The following is a 19815-nucleotide window of genomic DNA, read 5'->3' as shown; positions in this document are numbered from 1 at the left end:
TTTATCTCAAATCTAACATCTAAAAATGTAGCGGTCTAACATCTTTGGTTATCTTAGTCCAAAAATTTAGCAGATGTATTTTCTTGGCTTTAATTGGAACCCGGAGGGCACCTTGTTCAAATTGGGTTTCTTACAGATAAAATACTACAATTTACTATGGATTGCTGCCTTTGTGCTTGGTTGGTTCATTATGAAACGAATCTTCCAAAATGAGAAAAAATCCATGGAAAAACTGGATTCTCTTTTCATCTATACTGTAGTTTCCATAATGCTCGGTGCACGTTTAGGTCATGTTTTCTTCTACGATTGGGATTATTACCAAAATCATTTAGTGGAAATTTTGCTGCCGATAAGGGAAAGTGCCGATAGTACTTTATTTGGCTTCATAAATGGATACGAGTTTACCGGATTCACAGGACTTGCCAGCCATGGTGCCACTATTGCCGCAATTATTGGAATGTGGCTGTATTGTCGCAAATGGAAAGATATTAAAATACTTTGGTTGTTGGACCGATTGGTGGTTCCTTCGGCTATTGGAGCTTGCTTTGTTAGATTGGGCAACTTTTTCAATTCCGAAATCAACGGAAAAGAAGTTAAAGAATCCTTTTTTATGGCCACTAGGTTTATAAGAGATTCTGATGACATGCCATCGTATAAAGCAATGGCTCTGACTGGAGAAAAAACTGAAAATGCTGCATACAAAGCCATTGAACATAACCCAGAATTTGCCAATATTTTAGAATCCATCCCTTTTAGGCATCCTGCTCAGCTATACGAAGCCATATGTTATGTTTTTGTTTTTGTTACACTTTACTTTTTATATTGGAAAACTGATAAAAAAGATAAACCAGGGTATCTTTTTGGGCTATTTATGGTGTTTTTGTTCGCAATCCGTTTTGTTATAGAACACTTTAAAAAGAGTCAAGGTGGTTTTGAGGAATCCCTAGGACTCCTCTCCACAGGTCAATGGTTAAGTATTCCCATGATTCTTATAGGGTTATATTTTATGTTCAGGCCTACACCAAAAGGTTCGGCAGCATGAGAAATATTACTTGTGCAGTATTTCTTGTTTTGTTGTTGACTTCCTGTAAAAACGAGGTCAAGAAGGAAATCAAGACTGAAGCAATTACCTTTACCAAAGAAGGTAGTTTGACCATCATGCAATCTGAAACGGATTCTGTTCTAGTTCAATTTGATATAGAAATTGCAGAATCTGATTATGAAACGCAGACTGGATTGATGTATCGGGAGTCTATGGAGGAAAATCAAGGCATGCTGTTCATTTTTCCAGATGTGGCCATGCATTCTTTCTATATGAAAAATACCCAAATCCCCTTGGACATCATCTACATTGATGAAAATCAAAAAATTGCCAGTTTTCAAAAAAATGCCAAGCCATTTGATGAAAGTGGACTTTCATCCCAAGTACCTGTAAAATATGTCCTAGAAATCAATGCCGGACTTTCTGATGCAAAAGGGATTCAAATTGGTGATCGTATTTCTTTTACCAAAAACTAATGCCCAAATACCTTCTTGAAAATCAAAGTTCGGAACGTTTGTTATTCCGAAAAATACAAGCTTCAGATTTTGAGACTTGGCTTCCCTTTTATCACAATCCGAAATCCACACAATTTTGGGAGGGGCTTCCCACTGACCCTAAAGAAGCCTGCGAAATACAATTTTCCAGAATTTTTGAACGCTATGAAAAGGATTTGGGAGGAATGAATGCCTTAACACTAAAAACCACCGGGGAATTGGTCGGAATCTGTGGACTTTTAGTTCAAATTGTAGACGGAATTGAAGAATTGGAAATCGGCTATTCCGTTTTGCCCAAATTCTGGCTACAAGGTTTTGCCATAGAAGCTGCCCAAAAGTGCAAAACCTATGCTTTTGAACAAAATTTCACCAAATCCCTGATTTCCATCATCCATATAGACAATGTCCCTTCTCAGAAAGTTGCCTTAAAAAATGGCATGCATTTGGACAAAACGACCAATTACAAAGACAATCCTGTTCATATTTTTAGGGTGAATCAAGGATAATATTTATTTTCCGCCATAAATAATCCTCCAACGACAACTTCAATGGATAAACCAATAAACATTGCTGTTCTAACCACCAATACATCCCATGTAACTAGGTTTGTGCAAAACCTGTTTGAAAAAAATGAAATCAAAGGTTTTGAGGCTCTGCAAGAAAAAACAGGCTTACTTTTTTCTAAATCTGAAATTGTCCGCTACATGGATGAAGAAGAGCGTCATGACATCAAGGTACTTACTCAAAATACGCAACAGTCCTTAAAATCCATGAGCAGCGGCGAGCAAAAAAAGGCACTTCTCCAACATTTACGGGAGCAAAACCCAGATTATCTGGTTTTGGTCAACCCTTTTGATAATCTGGATTTAGCTTCTCAAATCAACTTAAAAGAAGAGTTATGCCTGCTTTCCAAGGATACTATTTTGGTACAATTGGTAAGTCGTTTAGATGATATTTTACCCGTGACCACTGATTTTTTCAGTTTGGACCAAAATGAATTGATCAGTTATTCTTCACATGAAGCCTTTTTGGAATCCAATACGATGGACTCTTCCCCATTTAGCAGTATTATTCCAAGACCCATTGAACCATTGGAAATAGACTTCCCTGAGTTGGTAAATTTTAAAAAAGTCTCTGTAAGTTTTGAAGGACGTCAAGTGCTGGACAATATCAATTGGACTGTAAAAAAAGGGGAGTTTTGGCAATTGATAGGCCCCAATGGCAGCGGAAAGACCACTTTGCTTTCCATGGTAACCGGGGACAGCCATAAGGGATACGGACAAGATCTTACGCTTTTTGGCAAAAAGAAGGGAAGTGGTGAGAGTATTTGGGAACTGAAGCAAAACATTGGTTACTTTACCCCTGCCATGATGGATAAATTTGGGGGCTATCACACCCTTGAGCACATGATCATCTCGGGACTTTATGACTCCATCGGGCTATATGTGCTACCTACAGAAATTGAAAAACGCTTGGCTAATCAATGGCTGGACGTGCTACAATTCACTTCAAGAAAAAATACATTGTTCCGAGAACTCAATGCAGGTGAAAAAAGACTGCTAATGACGGCAAGGGCCATGATAAAATACCCTCCCCTGTTAATTTTGGACGAACCGACTGCGGGTTTGGATGATGCGGGAGCTGCTTTGTTTGTATCCCTGGTCAATAAGATTGCGCAAGAAACAGATAGCGCCATTATCTTTGTGTCACATAGAAATGAAGTTGGGCTACACCCCCACTTCAATTTTGTTTTGGAAATGAAAGAAAGCGGTTCCATAGGAAAATCATCCTATAATGACAATCAATAAAGCCACAATATCAGATGCAGTGACCATAGCACTTTTAGGCAGGTTTACCTTTACGGAAACCTTTGGACATCTTTTTAGTGACAAAACTGATCTACTGAACTACTTTGAGCAAACATTCAATGTGGAAAAGCTTTCAAAAAGCATCGAAAAACCCAACAATCTGTATTGGCTGGCATCTATCAATGGGCTGCCCGTGGGTTATGCCAAACTTAAACTAGACTCACCTTCTTCTTTTATTGATTCTAACAGTATTTGTCAATTACAAAAAATATATGTCTTAAAGGACTTTTTAGCACAAAAAGTAGGGTTGGCACTTCAAAATAAACTCCTGGAAAAGGCCAATGATTTAGGGTTCAAAAAAATATGGCTATCCGTTTTAAAAGAAAACCTAAGGGCCATTACTTTCTACGAAAAAAATGGCTTTACTGCTATTGGCAATCACAACTTCCAAATTGGAAAGGAGCATTTTGACTTTCAAGCCATGTCCAAAAATCTTTAGAGATATAACAAAAGTGCCAAGCATACACATTGTCCTTAAACAATCGATTGCTTACCTTTAAAGAGCTAACATCCAACAACTATGTATCGTCAACTTCTTTTGGCAGCATCCCTGCTGTCTTTCACGCTGCTTTGTGCACAAAATCAACTTAAAATCAATGACAAAGGGTATTTTGAAATGCCCGGACTCAATGTAACCGTTTTTAGCGATATCTATCCAGATGGACATCAAACAGGAGTTACGGTCATTCAACATGGGAGTCGTGTAGCTGCCAATGGAGATTTAAGACTTGAGGCTTCACCTGGGCAATGGTCACCTGTTCCTAAAGGAGGCAAACTCTCCATTGATGAGGAGAACCAAACCATAAAGCAACGCTTATGGTATCCAGATAGCACAAAAAATAAGAAAGGATTCAATCCCATTGATTATCCAGACTTGGTGTTTTCTTACGATGTGGAAGTCAAAGCAGATAAGGGAAGTAGTTTTTTGGTTTCTGTGAATTTAGATGAGCCATTACCCGAAGAATGGATTGGCAAAGTAGGTTTCAATTTTGAAATATTCCCATCAGAGTTTTTTGGAAAAAGTTGGATCATGGATGCTGCGCACGGTATTTTTTATCAGCAACCCAACGGACCTATCATTTCAGAAGATGGTGAACATCTTGGAGCGGTTTTGGCTTCAGGCAAAAAGTTGACCATTGCGCCGGAAACGGATCTGCAGCGAATGACCATCGTTTCCCAAACTGGAACAATGGATTTTCTAGATGGCAGAACCAACCATAACAACGGATGGTTCATCGTCCGCGAAAAAGTGAAATCAGGAGCTACAAAAAATGCTGTTCAATGGAAAATTACCCCCAACGCAATTTCTACATGGCAGTATCAGCCTGTAATTCAAGTTTCTCAATTGGGTTACCATATTGATCAAGAAAAAAAGGCCATTATCGAAATGGATGCCAATGTTTCTGATATGCATGAAATGCATTTGTTCAAATTGGCAGAAAGTGGAAAAACTTTGGTAAAATCGGACACTCCAAAATCTTGGGGCAACTTCTTACGGTACAAATACGGTACTTTCGATTTTAGCGAAATCAATACCCCAGGAATGTATATGTTAAGCTACGGAACTGTTGAAACCCACCCTTTCAAGATTGGCAAAGATGTGTATGATCGGCATGCATGGCAGCCTGTGCTCGAGTATTACCTACCAGTGCAGATGTGCCATATGAGGGTTAATGAGAAATATAGGGTTTGGCATGACTACAGTCATTTGGACGACGCCCGCATGGCTCCAACAGACTATAATCATTTTGATGGATATGTACAAGGCAGTTCCACCCTAACCAAATATAAATCAGGGGAAACTGTCCCGGGATTGAACAGTGGGGGTTGGCATGATGCCGGGGATTATGACCTCAGAGTAGAATCCCAGGTAGGAACCATTTGGAATCTTGCATTGATGATCGAGGAATTTGGGCTAGACTACGATGCCACTTTTATAGATGCCAAGAACAAACTGGTTGAAATACACCAACCCGATGGGAAATCTGATGCAATACAACAAATTGAACACGGCTTGGCCTCCGTACTTGGTGGATATCGCTCCTTGGGGAGATTGTATCGGGGCATTATCTGCCCAACATTACGCCAATATGTGATGTTGGGTGACGCATCCTCCATGACAGACAACCTTATATATGATCCGACATTGGAAGAAGGGACAAAAACAGCAACCAGCTCTTCCTTAAAGGATGACCGATGGGTATTTACAGAGGAAGATCCGTTTCGTGAACTTCACGCAGTAGCCGGTTTGGCAGCTGCCTCAAGAGTATTGAAAAGCTCGAACCCAAGTTTATCTGCAGAAGCTTTGAATGCAGCAATATCAATTTACAACAATGCCAAACTTAATGATAGAACCGATGCTTCCAAAATCATTGCCCTTTCCGAATTGTTATTGGCGACGGATGATACCACATATACTGATATGCTTCTGGAAAGTCAAGAAAAAGTAGTTGCAAATTTTGAGCGTTGCGGTTGGGCCTTGGGTAGGGTAATGTACAAGATAAAAGACAAAAAATTCCATAAAAAAATTGAAGAAGCTGTGGTAGCTTATCAAACGAAGCTTGAGGAAGAACAAAAGATGGATTCACCCTATGGAGTTCCCTATAAACCCAATATTTGGGGAGCCGGTTGGAATATACAACGATTTGGTGTGGAAAAATACTTCTTGCACAAAGGTTGGTCGAAACAGTTTAGTTCTGACTTTTTTATCAACTCTCTAAATTTTGTATTAGGAGTGCATCCTGGTATCAATACCCAGTCCTTTGCTTCTGGAGTAGGCTCAAATTCTGTAACAGTGGCGTATGGGGTAAACAGGGCGGATTGGTCTTTTATTCCAGGAGGAGTTGCATCAGGAACGGCATTGATTCGCCCAGACTTGCCTGAACTCAAAATCTGGCCCTTTTTCTGGCAACAAACTGAGTATGTCATGGGAGGTGGCTCCACCAATTATATGTTCTTGGTATTGGCCGTGAACGATTATTTTAAGAAAACCAATCCGTAATAATTGTACTCTAAAATGTTTAAAATAAAAAAGCCGACCATAAATGGTCGGCTTTTTACTATAATTCTAAAAATAGGTTATGCTGTTTCAGCAGGTGCTATTTTCTTTTTCAAACTATCAAACATAATTGGAGTTGCAATAAATACCGAAGAATAAGTACCTATCAAAACACCGACAATCATAGCAAACATGAACCCTCTTAGACTTTCTCCACCGAAAATAAAGATGGCCAAAAGTACAATCAAGGTGGTCAATGAAGTGTTTAATGTACGACTCAAAGTACTGTTCAATGCTTGATTTATGTTTTCTCCATTTTTCCAGCCTTTTAGGTTGACTATCTCACGGATACGGTCAAAAACAACCACGGTATCGTTCAAGGAATACCCAATAACTGTCAAAATTGCAGCGATAAAGGCTTGGTCAATTTCCATGTTGAAAGGCATAATCTTGCCAGTCAGAGAGAAAATCCCCAACACAATCATTACATCGTGGAATACCGCAATAACAGCTCCTAAAGAGAACTGCCATTTTCTAAATCGCAGTAAAATATATAGGAAAACTACTGCCAGTGATCCCAAAATGGCCAAAAAGGCATTATTTTTAATATCATCAGCAATGGTTGGCCCTACTTTTACAGATTGTAAAATTCCAATGGATTTTTCTGAAGCTCCTACAGTGAAATCTTCAAAAGAAGTTCCATCTGGCAAGTATTTTTGAAGCGAAGTATACAATTTGGTCTGAATCTCGTTATCAACTTCAATTCCTTCCACATCCACTTTATAAGGAGTGGTTACTTTAATTTGATTAGCTTCCCCAAAAGTTTTTACGTTGGTCCCGCTACCAAAAACCGTGTTTAATTCCGATGCAATCTCAGATGGATTAACGGCTTTCTCAAAGCGAACTTGATAGGAACGTCCTCCCACAAAATCAACCCCTTGTTGTAATCCGCTGGTGAACAATGAAAAGACACTCACACCTACCAAAATAGCAGAAACCACATAGGCTATTTTACGTTTGCCCAAGAAATTGATATTCATGTTAGTGAAAAGGTTCTTGGTGATTGCCGTAGAGAAATCCAATCTTCTTCCTTTTTTGGACAAATACGTATCAATCATCAATCTAGTTACGAAAATGGCCGTAAACAAAGAAGTAACAATACCTATCAATAATGTAGTGGCAAAACCTTTAATCGGCCCTGAACCAAAAATGAACAGGATAATCGCAGTAAGGCCCGTTGTAATGTTGGCATCCAAAATAGAGGACAAAGCATTGCTAAAACCATCAGCTACAGCTTGTGCCTTACCTTTTCCTCGTGCCAATTCTTCCTTGATCCGTTCAAAAATAAGTACGTTGGCATCCACAGACATACCTATGGTCAATACAATACCGGCAATACCTGGCAAGGTCAAAACAGCGCCAAGGCTTGTCAATACACCAAAAATCAATAATATATTGAAAATCAAAGCGATATCGGCAAAAATACCAGCCTTACCATAGTAGAAAACCATCCATACCAACACGAATGCCATTGCAATCAAGAAAGACATAAATCCACTATCAATGGCTTCTTGTCCTAAGGAAGGTCCTACCACTTCAGATTGAATGATTTCTGCAGAAGCAGGCAACTTTCCAGCACGCAATACGTTGGCGATATCCTTAGTCTCGTTTACGGTAAAAGTTCCTGTAATTTCGGAACGACCACCAGAAATTGGTCCAGAAGAAACACCAGGTGCCGTATAAACTTTATTATCCAAAACAATGGCAATACCTGTTTGGTTATTGTAGGCATCACCTGTCAACTTTTCCCATTCTTTTGCTCCACGTGTATTCATGGTCATACTCACCGCAGGCTTATTGTACTGGTCAAAAGTATCTTGAGCATCTGAAACAACGTCCCCGCTGATTCTCGGAACAGCATCCCTGTTGGATTTTAACGCATACAATTCTGCTACTTCAGAATCCTTTGCCGGCCTTTCCCACAAGAACTTGGTAAACTGCACATCATTGGGCAGCAATCTTCTGATTTCCGGCATATTCAAATACCCTCCAATTTCAGCAGTATCTGTGACTAAAGCTCTAGCAATTGCATGGCTTCCAGGATTTGCTGGAATCAATTTGCTCAACAAAGGATTAACTTGAGGAGTCAAATCCAAAGAGTCTTGAGCAACATCAGAAAGTAAGGAATCAATTTCTGATTCAGGTGTAGCTGTTTCCTCTTCGACTTGGACAGGCTCCAATATTTCTTTCAATCTTTCATTGGCGCTTACAAAAAAGCTTCCCAAACTTTGGTTCCCTTGTGAATAAGTCTCCCAAAATTCCAATTGGGCCGTACTGGACAATAACTCCTGAGCTCTGGCAATATCACGCGCACCTGGCAATTCTACCAAAATACGCCCAGAATTTCCCTCTCTTTGAATATTAGGTTGGGTAACTCCAAAACCATCAATACGTTCACGAAGCACCTCAAATGCAGAAACAATGGATTCATCAATTTTTTTCCTGATGATAGGTTTTACCTCATCATCTGTCATTTGAAAATTAATGTCATCACTTAAACCTTTGTTTGCAAAAATGTCTGGCGAGGCCAATTTGGTCTCTCCTTTAATAGCATCAAAAGCATCGAAAAACAAATCCAGATAAGTATCCGGGCTATTTTTGGAAGCCTCATCAGCATCAGCCAATGCTTTATTGAAAACTGGGTTTTTAGTATTGTTGGCCAAACCTTTCAAGATATCCTTTACGGAAATCTGTAGGGTAACGTTGATACCTCCCTTAAGGTCCAATCCCTTGTTCAACTCTTTCTTCTTAGCATCATCATAACTGGTGAAGCCCAAAACGGAATTACTTCCAATGGAATCCAAATATGATGTCTCTAAAGCCTCACGCTTAGCCACATAGTCCTCCTCAGCTTCCGAAATTTGGCTGATGGCATAGGTTTCAGCATCCTTTTCCAACTTACTTGCAATGAAAGTATAGGATAGCTGATAAATGCTCACCAATCCAAAAAGGAGCGCGAAAAGCCTTATTAGTCCTTTATTTTGCATTGATTATTAAATTTTTAGATGTTTTCTTAAACAGCGTGCAAATATATCATTTCCCTCAAGATTTGCCAATAGAAATTGCGGGAATTGCAACTGAAAACCATCGTGATAGCATAAAACAAAAATGCCACTTCCTAGGAAGTGGCATTTTGTCAACTATTTATGTTGGTTTACAATTGCAGTAATCCGTTGGTTTTCTTAACCCCTTCGGCACTTTCCTGCATTTTTGCTTTTTCGGCATCGCTGAGTTCAATTTCAACTACTTTTTCGATACCATTTCTACCCAAAATCACGGGAACTCCGATACAAATATCATCAAGTCCGTACTCTCCTTCCAATAGAGAGGAGCATGGAAACATTTTTTTCTGATCGCAAGCGATGGCCTGTACCAATCCTGAAACTGCTGCTCCTGGTGCATACCAAGCACTGGTTCCCAATAACTTGGTCAATGTGGCTCCACCTACTTTAGTCTCTTGCACAACGTAATCCAACTTTTCTTCTGGCAAGAATTCAGAAACTTTTACGCTGTTTCTGGTAGCATGTCCAATCAATGGCACCATTCCCTTGTCACTATGTCCTCCGATTACCATACCGTCTATATCGGATATTGGAGCCCCCAAAGCTTCTGCCAGTCTATATTTGAAACGGGCACTGTCCAATGCTCCTCCCATACCAATAATTCTATGCTTTGGCAAACCAGTGGTCTTGTGCACCAAATATGTCATGGTATCCATAGGATTGCTCACTACAATAATGATAGTGTTTGGAGAATGTTCCAGCAAACTGGAAGATACCGTTTTTACAATTCCTGCGTTGATTCCTATAAGTTCTTCCCGGGTCATACCAGGTTTACGGGGAATACCCGAAGTAATCACAGCGATATCACTATTTGCAGTCTTGGCATAGTCACTGGTAGATCCTGTGATTTTGGTATCAAAACCATTCAAGGATGCCGTTTGCATCAAATCCATGGCCTTACCTTCGGCATAACCTTCCTTGATGTCCAGAAGTACTACTTCTGAAGCAAAATTTTTCATGGCGATATACTCAGCGCAGCTTGCCCCAACTGCACCTGCTCCTACTACGGTTACTTTCATTTTTATAGGTTTAAATTTTAATCGATCAAAAATAAGGCATTTACAAGAGATAAAACCTGACTTTTACCCATTTTGACCCCAGTTTTACAAAGAAATCACATAAAAGTGCATCTATGGCAGAAATACAGTTTCTTCCGAAGAAAAAATCACTTTATACATATCATCGATTTTAAAACAATAAAATGTTGTGAAATGCCGTTATAATAGTCCCAAAATCTGTTTTAACCTACTTAACTATGAAAAAGTTCTTTTCATTGTTGTCCATTGTATCTATAATTGCAATCAGCAACTGTACCAGTATTCCAGAGAACAACGACCCTATTTTAGGTATCTGGGCAAAAAGCGAATCTTCAACAAACGACAACAAAAATGCGGACATTACCCGTGAGGAATGGATCTTTAATGATGTATATCTGGGTAGATACCAAAATTATTCAAATTCTAAATTAGTTTTTTACACCGACTTTAAATGGTCTGAAGAAAATGGAGTGTACACCATTACTTATGGTGATTCCCAAGTTTCTGATGTAACCGTAAGTCTGGAGCAAAATAACGACCCCGAAACTTTGACCCTGGGAAATGGTTCGGTCTTCGCCACCAGGGAGTAGGAAGACCCACTTATGAAAATAAAAGGCCCCAACTATGTTGGGGCCTTTTTAGTATGGTTGGTTAGTTCAATTTATTATCTAAAACCGAAGTGCATACCAAAAGTAAAGGTGTTGAACTCGGAAATATTGTACTCAGCATTTAATCTAAAAAAGCCCAACTTTATTTTGGTTCCAAGATTTGCAGAAACTCCACTGGCATCAGTTGCAACCGTAAAAGGATCTGTATAGGTGGCCTGCACAGGGCCAGAAGTTACCTCGTATGTTCCCAAAAGGTCAATGTCTGACTTTCCTGTAATGTATCCTATTCCTCCATAAAAATTGATAACTGGAATTTTTCTGGTTGAAACCACAGCGCTAAAATTCCAAGTCTTGAAAGAAGCATCCAGTTTTTGGTCACTTCCATCAATAGTACTGGAATCTGTAAAATCATATTCCCCTGAAAGGTTGGTATATCCAATAACTGCAGAAATTGCAACAGGAAGCAGTTTATCCGCCGGAAGTAGTTTGGTAAATTCATATTGTAGACCTGCTCCAAAAAGTCCCAACTCTGCATCATCATCAAACTTAATTTTAGGCAGGAAACGTGCTTTTACTTCCAATCCTTTGACCAATCCAACACTTCCTTGGATATAACCTGATGGAACAAAACTCAAGTCGTCACCAAGCCCAGTCGGAAGTTCAAATTCCTCACGAAACACACCCTCTCCAACAAAAACATTAACACCTTCAATATCACCCAAAGCAGTGGAAACTTGCCTCGCTTGACCTGGATTATCCACGAAATCTAGATTTTCATAGTCATTAGGGTCAAGAATGAAGGTCTTCTTCTCGTCTTTGTTCTTAAACCCTGTTATATTTCCCACAATAGAGATTTCAAAACCTCCAAGTGGTTTAGCGTCGGCAGTATTGTACCATCCATTGGAGATACTATACATTGCCGCTTCGGATACCGGCGCTAAGTATGCGTTGGCAAAACGCTCTGCATCATTTAGTCCCGAAACAAATAGGTCATTCAAATCTTGCGACTTACCCATAGTGATGGATAATAACGCTAGTAAAGGAATTATTCTTTTCATTTTTGAGAATTTTTCCTAAAACTAAAAAACTCGCCCTTTTGGAGCGAGTTTTTGTTGTGAACAGTCATTATCTATGCGTCTATGTTCGCGTAGACGGCATTTTTCTCTATAAATTCTCGTCTAGGTGGTACTTCATCACCCATTAACATCGAGAAGATTCGGTCTGATTCTGTAGCATTTTCAATGCTCACTTGTCGTAACGTTCTAAACTCTGGGTTCATGGTGGTATCCCAAAGTTGTTCGGCATTCATTTCTCCCAAACCTTTGTAACGTTGTATGCTTGCACCACCTTTCATGGATTCCACAATCTCATCACGTTCTGCATCATTCCATGCGTACCTTCTTTTTGTTCCTTTCTTTACAAGGTACAACGGCGGCGTGGCAATGTAAACGTGACCGTTTTCTATCAATTCTCGCATATATCGGAAGAAAAAGGTGAGTATCAAGGTCTCAATATGACTACCATCCACATCAGCATCACACATGATGACAACCTTATGGTATCTTAATTTCTCCAGATTAAGTGCTTTGCTGTCCTCTTCGGTACCAATAGTAACCCCTAGCGCAGTATACATGTTTTTGATTTCTTCATTTTCAAAAACCTTGTGCTGCATGGCTTTTTCCACATTCAATATTTTACCTCTAAGTGGCAAAATAGCCTGGAAGTTACGGTCACGACCCATTTTGGCCGTACCACCCGCAGAATCCCCCTCAACCAAGAAAATTTCACAGTTTTCTGGGTCTTGATCGGAACAATCGGACAATTTCCCTGGAAGTCCGCCACCGGTCATCGGGTTTTTTCGTTGAACCATCTCACGTGCCTTGGCAGCAGCATGTCTGGCTTGAGCAGCCAGTTTCACTTTTTCAACGATTTGCTTGGCGTCATCTGGGTGTTCTTCCAAATAATCGGTCAACATCTCAGAAACAGCTTGACTTACCGCACTGGTCACCTCACGGTTACCGAGTTTGGTCTTGGTCTGACCTTCAAACTGAGGCTCAGCCACTTTTACAGAAACTATAGCTGTAAGGCCTTCACGAAAATCGTCTCCGGATATCTCAAATTTTACTTTATCCAGCATTCCGGAGTTATCCGCATACTTTTTCAAAGTAGTTGTAAGTCCCCTTCTAAAACCGGACAGATGCGTACCTCCTTCGTGGGTATTGATATTGTTTACATAGGAATGTAGATTTTCAGTATATCCGGTGTTATAGACCATAGCCACCTCAACAGGAATACCGTTTTTCTCGCCTTCCATAGAAATGACACTTTGAATCAAGGGCTCTCTATTGCCATCCAGAAAACGGATAAATTCCTTCAATCCCTGTTCAGAATAGAAAGTTTCACCTATGAATTCCCCTTTTTCGTCTTTATTACGTTTATCCGTAAGCTTTATGGTCACGCCTTTGTTCAAATAGGACAGCTCTCGCATCCTATTGGCAAGGGTATCATAACTATATTCTGTTGTTTGGGTAAAGATGGTCTCATCAGGAATAAAAGTAACCTCCGTACCTGTTTCCTTGCTATCTCCAATACTTTTTACAGGATACAAGGTCTTACCTCGTTCATATTCCTGTTCCCATATTTTTCCATCTCTATGAACCGTAGCCTTTAGATGGCTGGAAAGTGCATTTACACAGGAAACCCCAACACCATGGAGTCCACCAGAAACCTTATAGGAATCTTTATCGAACTTTCCACCAGCACCAATTTTGGTCATTACCACTTCCAAAGCAGAAACCCCCTCTTTTTTGTGCAATCCAACAGGAATACCCCTACCGTTATCTTTAGTAGTAATGGAGTTATCCTCATTGATGGTTACCTCAATGGTATCACAGTAGCCCCCCATGGCCTCATCGATGGAATTATCTACCACCTCGTACACCAAATGGTGCAATCCTCTGACACCTACATCTCCAATATACATGGAAGGGCGCATACGCACGTGCTCCATACCCTCAAGGGCCTGAATACTATCCGCTGAATATTGGTTTTTCTTAGCTTCTTCGCTCATATATTTTAAATATTTGCCTTGAAATTTTCAAATCTTACAAATATAAGAAATCCCTAGTGAAATTAGGTGGTTGGAGCCCTTCTGAAGGTTCAAGTTATCAACAAAAACATGTGGAAAAACCAGGCCGGTAATTCAGCTGGTTTATACTCCCTCCCACATAACAAAAAGCCCCTACACGTAGGGGCTTTTCCGACTAATTGAAAATGAAACAAAACGTCATCTTCCTGCTCTAAAAATTAAACACTGGTTGGTTATTTGATATAAGCATCTTCATGCACGTTGGCAACAGCCCTTCCAGAAGGGTCGTTCATGTTTTTAAATGCTTCGTCCCACTCCAGTGCTATTTTGGTGCTACAGGCCACGGATGGCTCTTGCGGAACACTTAATGCTGCAGCATCCGAAGGAAAATGACCTTCAAAAATGGAACGGTAATAATATTCTTCTTTTGTTGTTGGTGTTTGTATTGGGAATTTGAAGTGCGCATTTTTCAATTGTTCATCACTAACCTCTTTTTCCACCAATTCTTTTAGAGTGTCTATCCAACTATACCCAACCCCATCAGAAAATTGTTCTTTTTGTCTCCAAGCTACACTTTCGGGCAAGTAAGATTCAAATGCTTTGCGAACCACCCATTTTTCCATACGTTCTCCATTGATCATTTTATCTTTTGGGTTGATGCTCATGGCCACATCCATAAATTCTTTGTCCAAAAATGGAACACGCCCTTCAATTCCCCAAGCTGCCAAAGATTTATTGGCCCTAAGACAATCGTACATATGCAATTTATCCAGTTTTCTCACCGTTTCTTCATGGAAATCCTTTGGACTTGGCGCCTTATGGAAATAGAGGTATCCACCGAAAAGCTCGTCTGCACCTTCACCTGAGAGCACCATCTTAATCCCCATGGACTTGATCACCCTTGCCATTAGATACATAGGCGTAGAGGCCCTAATAGTGGTTATGTCATAGGTTTCCAAGTTATAGATAACATCTTTGATGGCATCCAAGCCTTCTTGGATGGTAAATTTTATTTCATGGTGAATTGTTCCGATGTGATCCGCAACTTTTTGGGCAGCTGCCAAATCAGGAGAACCTTCCAATCCAACTGAAAAGGAATGTAATTGCGGCCACCAAGCTTCCTTGGTGTCTCCAGACTCAATCCGCATTTGCGAATACTTTTTTGCTACTGCTGAAGTTACTGAAGAATCCAATCCACCTGAAAGCAGTACTCCATAGGGAACATCAGACATTAATTGACGGTGAACGGCAGCCTCCAAAGCATCTTTGATTGCTTCAATACTGGTTTCATTTTCCTTAACGGCATCATACTCCATCCAGTCTCTTTTATACCATCTTTTAAACTCTCCATCCGGACTATGCAAATAATGTCCGGGAGGAAAAAGCTCAATTTTGGCACAAGTGCCTTCCAATGCTTTCAACTCTGAAGCCACATAAAAAGTTCCATTTTTATCCCAACCAATATAGAGAGGAATAATACCCATATGGTCACGAGCAATAAAATATTCGTCCTTTTCGCTATCGTAAATGGCAAAACCAAAGATTCCATTCAAGTCATCCACAAAGTCAACACCTTTTTCCTGATAAAGTGCCAAAATCACTTCACAATCGGATTGCGTTTTGAATTCATATTTTCCTTCAAATTGTTTTCTTAGCTCTCTATGATTATATATTTCTCCATTTGCGGCCAACACCAGTTTTCCATCTGCACTAAATAGAGGCTGCTTTCCAGAAGCAGGATCCACAATGGCCAAACGCTCATGGGCTAAAATAGCCTTATCATCAGCATAAATTCCACTCCAATCCGGACCACGGTGCCTTACTTTTTTGGACATTTCCAACAACTGCGGCCTTAATACCTCAGTACTTTCCTTTACATCAAACGCACATACAATTCCACACATAATAGTAGTTTATAACAATTTTGATACAAATAACATCTTAAAACCTATAAAGTAAAATACTTTGTTTAAAAACAGTATCAAATTTAAATACTAAATAAGGTTTTTAGAATTAATTGTAATTGACATTAAGTTTTAACACTTCATATTTGAACACATTGTAAGGTTCACAAAATTTAACGTCTCTTTATAAAAACAACACCCAATTACATCCTAGTTTTGGGAAGAACTAAAATCACAATCATGAAAAATGTTTTCTTATTTACTTTTTTAACCTTGGCGTTGGTTTTCTCCACTGAAGCAACCGCCCAAAAATTCAGTGGTCTTGACAAAAGCCCAGCAGACATTGCTTCATACCCTTCTAGTTACAGGGTATCTGACAAGACTGTACGCGTAATTTATAGTCGTCCCCAATTAAAGGGTAGAAGCCTTGCCGAGCTTGCCCCAGATGGTAAAGTTTGGAGAACTGGCGCCAACGAATGCGCAGAGATAACTTTTTATAAAGACGCTACTATTGGTGGTAAAACTGTTAAGGCAGGAACCTATTCCATGTTCACCATTCCAGGAGAAGGTGAATGGACCGTTATTTTGAATAGCAATTTGAACCAATGGGGCGCTTATTCTTATGATAGTGCTGCTGATGTAGCTAGAGTAAATGCTAAAGCCAGTACAGACAGTGAATCATTGGAAGCATTTTCTATTGCTTTTGATGATGATGGCGCTATGGTTATGGGTTGGGGAACCACTCGTGTTTCTTTACCTATCAGCTTGTAAAAACATAATTACAATAGATAAAACGGGCCTTTTAGGCTCGTTTTATTTTACTTGAACACCTCCCACGAAAACCTGCTCTGCCTTTAATACAGGAACACTATCCAAAGGCATTGTCATAATATTATCACTCAGGATTACAAAATCGGCAAGTTTGCCTACTTCTATACTCCCCTTTTCATTTTCTTCAAAATTGGAGTATGCTGCCCAAATGGTCATACCTTTTAGCGTTTCTTCACGAGAAAGGGCATCTTTCATTTGAAAGCCTCCTTCAGGGTATTTTTCCAAATCCTGACGACATACGGAAGCATAAAAAGTAAGGAATGGGCTTACCCTTTCAACGGGAAAGTCAGTTCCCAAGGCAACAACTCCAGCCTTGTCCAATAATTTTTTATAGGCATATGCGCCTTTTACACGTTCGGGCCCTAAACGGTCTTCTGCCCAGTACATATCACTTGTAGCATGTGTAGGTTGTATGGATGGAATTATCCCATTTTCAAAATAGTCAAAGTCATTTTCCGAAACTACTTGGGCATGTTCAACTTTCCATCTCCTATCTTCTTTTCCTTCCAAAGCCTTTTGATATGCCCTCAAGATAACCACATTGGCAGAATCCCCAATGGCATGGGTATTCATTTGATAATCAGACTCTGCAATGCGTTCCGCTATGACCCCAATTTGGTCTACCGGTGTCACCATCGCACCAAAATGCCCATCTTGATCAGAATAGGGAGCTTTTAATGCGGCACCACGGGAACCCAAGGCGCCATCTCCGTAGACTTTTATGGAACGGACATTGAGCTTATCTGTTTTAATGATTCCCTTGTTCAAATAATAATCCAAATTCTCTTTTGAGTTGCTTACCATGGCATAAATCCTAATGGACATATTACCTGCTTGCTGAAGACTATCTATAAGTTCAATGGTATTGCGATTAAGGCCTGCATCATTGACTGTTGTCAGGCCGTAATCAAGACATATTTCCTCAGCATCCTTTAGCGCCTGGATTTGTGTTTTTTTATCAGGTTTTGGGATAACGGCATCTATCATTCTCATGGGACCATCCACCAAAACCCCTATGATCTTGCCCTCCTTTTTTACAATTTCTCCTCCTTCCACTTGTGTTTCAGAAGTAATTCCAGCCAAATCCAATGCTTTTTGATTCACCAAATAGGCATGGCCATCTATTCTCTCCAAGGCCACGGGAGTGTTTGGGAACAATTCATCCAACTTTTCTTTGGTTGGAAATTCCTTGACCTCCCAATCGTTCTGATCCCATCCCCTGCCCAATACAAAGTTGGACGGTCGTTCTTTCTGAAAAGCGACAACTTTATTTAAAATCTCATCATAACTTGTCGTTCCCACCAAATCCACTACTTGTTGATTAAGCCCCAATCCATAAAAATGACAGTGGGCATCAATTAATCCTGGGATTAAAGTCTTCCCTTTGGCATCAATTTGCTGTTTCGATTTGAATTTTTGATAGATATCCGCTGTTTCTTCAACCGCAACAAATTTTCCATCTTTAACAGCCAAACAGCAAGCTTTGGAAAAGTCGGCATCAACCGTGTAAATGTTGGCATTATAGATGATGAAATCTACCTCTTCTTTTGGATTGCATGCTACAAAAAATAAGAGTACCGAAAAACAGAGGAAACATTTTTTCATGACATGAAGGTTTCCTCCAAAAATAGAAAATGTGAATGAAAGGATGTGTGCTAATCGTCCACAAACTCGGTCATCACGAACTCGATTCGGCCATCTTCAAAGTCTTTGGCCTTTATTTTTCCATTGCGAAGTGGTTTGGTATCTCCAACACCCTCCCAAACAATGCGGTCATCATCTATACCCAATTTCTTTAAGTGTAGCGCTACCGCCCTAGCCCTTAAAGAAGACATGAACTTGTGGTATTCTGGGCTTCCGATATTATCAGTATGTCCGGTAATCTTCATTTGCACCTCTGCATTTTCCTTAAGGAATTTGAAGATTTTTTTAATATCCGCCAGTGCTTTTTCATCCAATTCATGCCCTTTTGGTTCAAAAGGATTGTTTTCCAAGACGTAGATTTTGTCCTTTTCGTAATTTACCCTTGGCAATTCTTCCAACACGAAATTATCCAAGTAGTAATATGAGAAATCACTGGATAAAGGGAGCTTTTCTGATTGTAAAAGCTGTGTGTTTTCGTTGGTCGCAAAATTCCCAACTATAATTTGACTTTCAAAACCTTTGGCATCAAATTCAGCAGTTAAGGTAACCCAGCCGTCTTTATCCGCCATTGAATTATTGGCTTTCAACTGTACTTCGTGAAATTCTATACCCTCTTGCAAATCCAGTTTGGATTGGGTCAAGGCAGAACTGTTGGGCATCTTTATTTTTTTATTCGTCAACACGATTGACATATTTTTCAGGGCCAGTTTGGAGGTTTCAGCCAAGCTTACCTGAAAAGAAATTTTATACGGATGTTTTTCACGTAGTTTTTTAGTGGTATTCAATTGAATGTATTCGCGATAATCATTCAGCGCATAAAAATAAAGTCCAACGTAACCTGAACCTTCGGCACTCTTTTGAATCCCTTTAAAATTCGAAGGAATGCTAAAATCCTCTGACCCACATTGGTGAAAATAATCCCCCGAGCTAGAAGTTGGCAAAGAGACATCTTGAAGCAATACATCCATATTAACAATATTGGATGGACATTGATCATGATTTTCGAATCCCGGATTTAAAATCAAGTTTTGTGCAGAAAGTGCTGTGCACAATAACAAACTGAAACTGAAAAAAGAAAATTTACGGTACCCCATTTTAAACTATGTTTATTTAGGTTCCCGCTCATGCATAAAAACGTGTCTTTTGCTATTATATTGCTATACTGCCATATTTACCAGT

The 19815-nt window shown here is 39.7% G+C and carries 15 protein-coding genes; 8 read left to right on the top strand and 7 right to left on the bottom strand.

Going from position 1 to position 19815, the window contains the following annotated elements:
* Window positions 1-73: 73 nt before the first annotated feature.
* The 6 genes from lgt to HJC33_RS16740 all read left to right on the top strand — a co-directional run bounded on the left by lgt (window position 74) and on the right by HJC33_RS16740 (window position 6405).
* Window positions 74-1042, top strand: a complete 969-nt coding sequence (gene lgt, locus HJC33_RS16765) for a prolipoprotein diacylglyceryl transferase (protein ID WP_171660000.1) — start codon at window positions 74-76, stop codon at window positions 1040-1042.
* Window positions 1039-1518: a DUF192 domain-containing protein gene (locus tag HJC33_RS16760; RefSeq protein WP_171659999.1), complete on the top strand. Its 480-nt coding sequence runs from the start codon at window positions 1039-1041 to the stop codon at window positions 1516-1518. The genes lgt and HJC33_RS16760 overlap by 4 nt, the downstream gene beginning before the upstream one ends.
* Complete coding sequence (locus HJC33_RS16755) at window positions 1518-2042, top strand: GNAT family N-acetyltransferase (RefSeq protein ID WP_171659998.1); 525 nt, start codon at window positions 1518-1520, stop codon at window positions 2040-2042. Before HJC33_RS16760 ends, HJC33_RS16755 begins: the two co-directional genes overlap by 1 nt.
* A 42-nt stretch (window positions 2043-2084) precedes the next feature.
* Window positions 2085-3344 (top strand): ATP-binding cassette domain-containing protein, encoded by a 1260-nt coding sequence (locus tag HJC33_RS16750; RefSeq protein WP_171659997.1) that lies wholly within the window; start codon window positions 2085-2087, stop codon window positions 3342-3344.
* Window positions 3331-3843, top strand: a complete 513-nt coding sequence (locus tag HJC33_RS16745) for a GNAT family N-acetyltransferase (RefSeq protein ID WP_171659996.1) — start codon at window positions 3331-3333, stop codon at window positions 3841-3843. The genes HJC33_RS16750 and HJC33_RS16745 overlap by 14 nt, the downstream gene beginning before the upstream one ends.
* Before the next feature lie 81 nt (window positions 3844-3924).
* The gene (locus HJC33_RS16740) at window positions 3925-6405 is read left to right on the top strand and encodes a glycoside hydrolase family 9 protein (RefSeq protein WP_171659995.1); all 2481 of its coding nucleotides are present in this window, start codon (window positions 3925-3927) and stop codon (window positions 6403-6405) included.
* A gap of 77 nt (window positions 6406-6482) precedes the next feature.
* Here the strand turns inward: HJC33_RS16740 and secDF are convergent, their stop codons facing one another.
* Both secDF and mdh read right to left on the bottom strand, forming a co-directional pair.
* A complete protein-coding gene (gene secDF / locus HJC33_RS16735) occupies window positions 6483-9449 on the bottom strand; it encodes a protein translocase subunit SecDF (protein ID WP_171659994.1) in 2967 nt (988 codons plus the stop codon).
* 167 nt (window positions 9450-9616) lie between these two features.
* On the bottom strand, window positions 9617-10543 hold the full coding sequence (gene mdh / locus HJC33_RS16730) for a malate dehydrogenase (protein WP_171659993.1): 927 nt from the start codon (window positions 10541-10543) through the stop codon (window positions 9617-9619).
* A 236-nt stretch (window positions 10544-10779) separates the two neighbouring features.
* On the opposite strand from mdh, the gene HJC33_RS16725 reads away from it, so the two are divergent.
* Entirely contained in the window at window positions 10780-11151 is a 372-nt protein-coding gene (locus HJC33_RS16725) for a hypothetical protein (protein WP_246245591.1), read from the top strand.
* 74 nt (window positions 11152-11225) lie between these two features.
* On the opposite strand, the gene HJC33_RS16720 is transcribed toward HJC33_RS16725, so the two are convergent.
* From HJC33_RS16720 to asnB, 3 genes are all read right to left on the bottom strand, one after another.
* On the bottom strand, window positions 11226-12227 hold the full coding sequence (locus HJC33_RS16720; protein ID WP_171659992.1) for a DUF6588 family protein: 1002 nt from the start codon (window positions 12225-12227) through the stop codon (window positions 11226-11228).
* 71 nt (window positions 12228-12298) lie between these two features.
* Window positions 12299-14239: a DNA topoisomerase (ATP-hydrolyzing) subunit B gene (gene gyrB / locus HJC33_RS16715; protein ID WP_171659991.1), complete on the bottom strand. Its 1941-nt coding sequence runs from the start codon at window positions 14237-14239 to the stop codon at window positions 12299-12301.
* A 251-nt stretch (window positions 14240-14490) separates the two neighbouring features.
* Window positions 14491-16161: an asparagine synthase B gene (gene asnB / locus HJC33_RS16710; protein WP_171659990.1), complete on the bottom strand. Its 1671-nt coding sequence runs from the start codon at window positions 16159-16161 to the stop codon at window positions 14491-14493.
* Between the two features lie 240 nt (window positions 16162-16401).
* On the opposite strand from asnB, the gene HJC33_RS16705 reads away from it, so the two are divergent.
* Window positions 16402-16932, top strand: coding sequence for a DUF2911 domain-containing protein (locus tag HJC33_RS16705; RefSeq protein ID WP_171659989.1), 531 nt, complete (start codon window positions 16402-16404; stop codon window positions 16930-16932).
* A gap of 42 nt (window positions 16933-16974) precedes the next feature.
* Here HJC33_RS16705 and HJC33_RS16700 read toward each other — a convergent pair whose 3' ends face one another.
* Window positions 16975-18597, bottom strand: coding sequence for an amidohydrolase (locus HJC33_RS16700; protein WP_171659988.1), 1623 nt, complete (start codon window positions 18595-18597; stop codon window positions 16975-16977).
* A gap of 50 nt (window positions 18598-18647) precedes the next feature.
* Window positions 18648-19730 carry an OmpA family protein gene (locus HJC33_RS16695; protein WP_171659987.1) on the bottom strand — a complete coding sequence of 361 codons (1083 nt, stop codon included), beginning with the start codon at window positions 19728-19730 and terminating at the stop codon, window positions 18648-18650.
* Window positions 19731-19815: the final 85 nt, after the last annotated feature.

The sequence above is a fragment of the Flagellimonas amphidinii genome (genome assembly GCF_013090115.1).
GTDB lineage: Bacteria > Bacteroidota > Bacteroidia > Flavobacteriales > Flavobacteriaceae > Flagellimonas > Flagellimonas amphidinii.
Note: the sequence above shows the minus strand (reverse complement) of the source record. Positions and strands in the feature narration are given on the sequence as shown.

Bases quoted from the DNA above. Each gene is read 5' to 3' on its own strand.
- HJC33_RS16745 (WP_171659996.1), top strand. From the start codon at position 3,331: ATGACAATCAATAAAGCCACAATATCAGATGCAGTGACCATAGCACTT.
- HJC33_RS16705 (WP_171659989.1), top strand. From the start codon at position 16,402: ATGAAAAATGTTTTCTTATTTACTTTTTTAACCTTGGCGTTGGTTTTC.
- HJC33_RS16695 (WP_171659987.1), bottom strand. From the start codon at position 19,730: ATGGGGTACCGTAAATTTTCTTTTTTCAGTTTCAGTTTGTTATTGTGC.
- HJC33_RS16700 (WP_171659988.1), bottom strand. From the start codon at position 18,597: ATGAAAAAATGTTTCCTCTGTTTTTCGGTACTCTTATTTTTTGTAGCA.
- secDF (WP_171659994.1), bottom strand. From the start codon at position 9,449: ATGCAAAATAAAGGACTAATAAGGCTTTTCGCGCTCCTTTTTGGATTG.
- HJC33_RS16760 (WP_171659999.1), top strand. From the start codon at position 1,039: ATGAGAAATATTACTTGTGCAGTATTTCTTGTTTTGTTGTTGACTTCC.
- HJC33_RS16740 (WP_171659995.1), top strand. From the start codon at position 3,925: ATGTATCGTCAACTTCTTTTGGCAGCATCCCTGCTGTCTTTCACGCTG.
- HJC33_RS16720 (WP_171659992.1), bottom strand. From the start codon at position 12,227: ATGAAAAGAATAATTCCTTTACTAGCGTTATTATCCATCACTATGGGT.
- asnB (WP_171659990.1), bottom strand. From the start codon at position 16,161: ATGTGTGGAATTGTATGTGCGTTTGATGTAAAGGAAAGTACTGAGGTA.
- lgt (WP_171660000.1), top strand. From the start codon at position 74: ATGTATTTTCTTGGCTTTAATTGGAACCCGGAGGGCACCTTGTTCAAA.
- mdh (WP_171659993.1), bottom strand. From the start codon at position 10,543: ATGAAAGTAACCGTAGTAGGAGCAGGTGCAGTTGGGGCAAGCTGCGCT.
- HJC33_RS16755 (WP_171659998.1), top strand. From the start codon at position 1,518: ATGCCCAAATACCTTCTTGAAAATCAAAGTTCGGAACGTTTGTTATTC.
- HJC33_RS16725 (WP_246245591.1), top strand. From the start codon at position 10,780: ATGAAAAAGTTCTTTTCATTGTTGTCCATTGTATCTATAATTGCAATC.
- HJC33_RS16750 (WP_171659997.1), top strand. From the start codon at position 2,085: ATGGATAAACCAATAAACATTGCTGTTCTAACCACCAATACATCCCAT.
- gyrB (WP_171659991.1), bottom strand. From the start codon at position 14,239: ATGAGCGAAGAAGCTAAGAAAAACCAATATTCAGCGGATAGTATTCAG.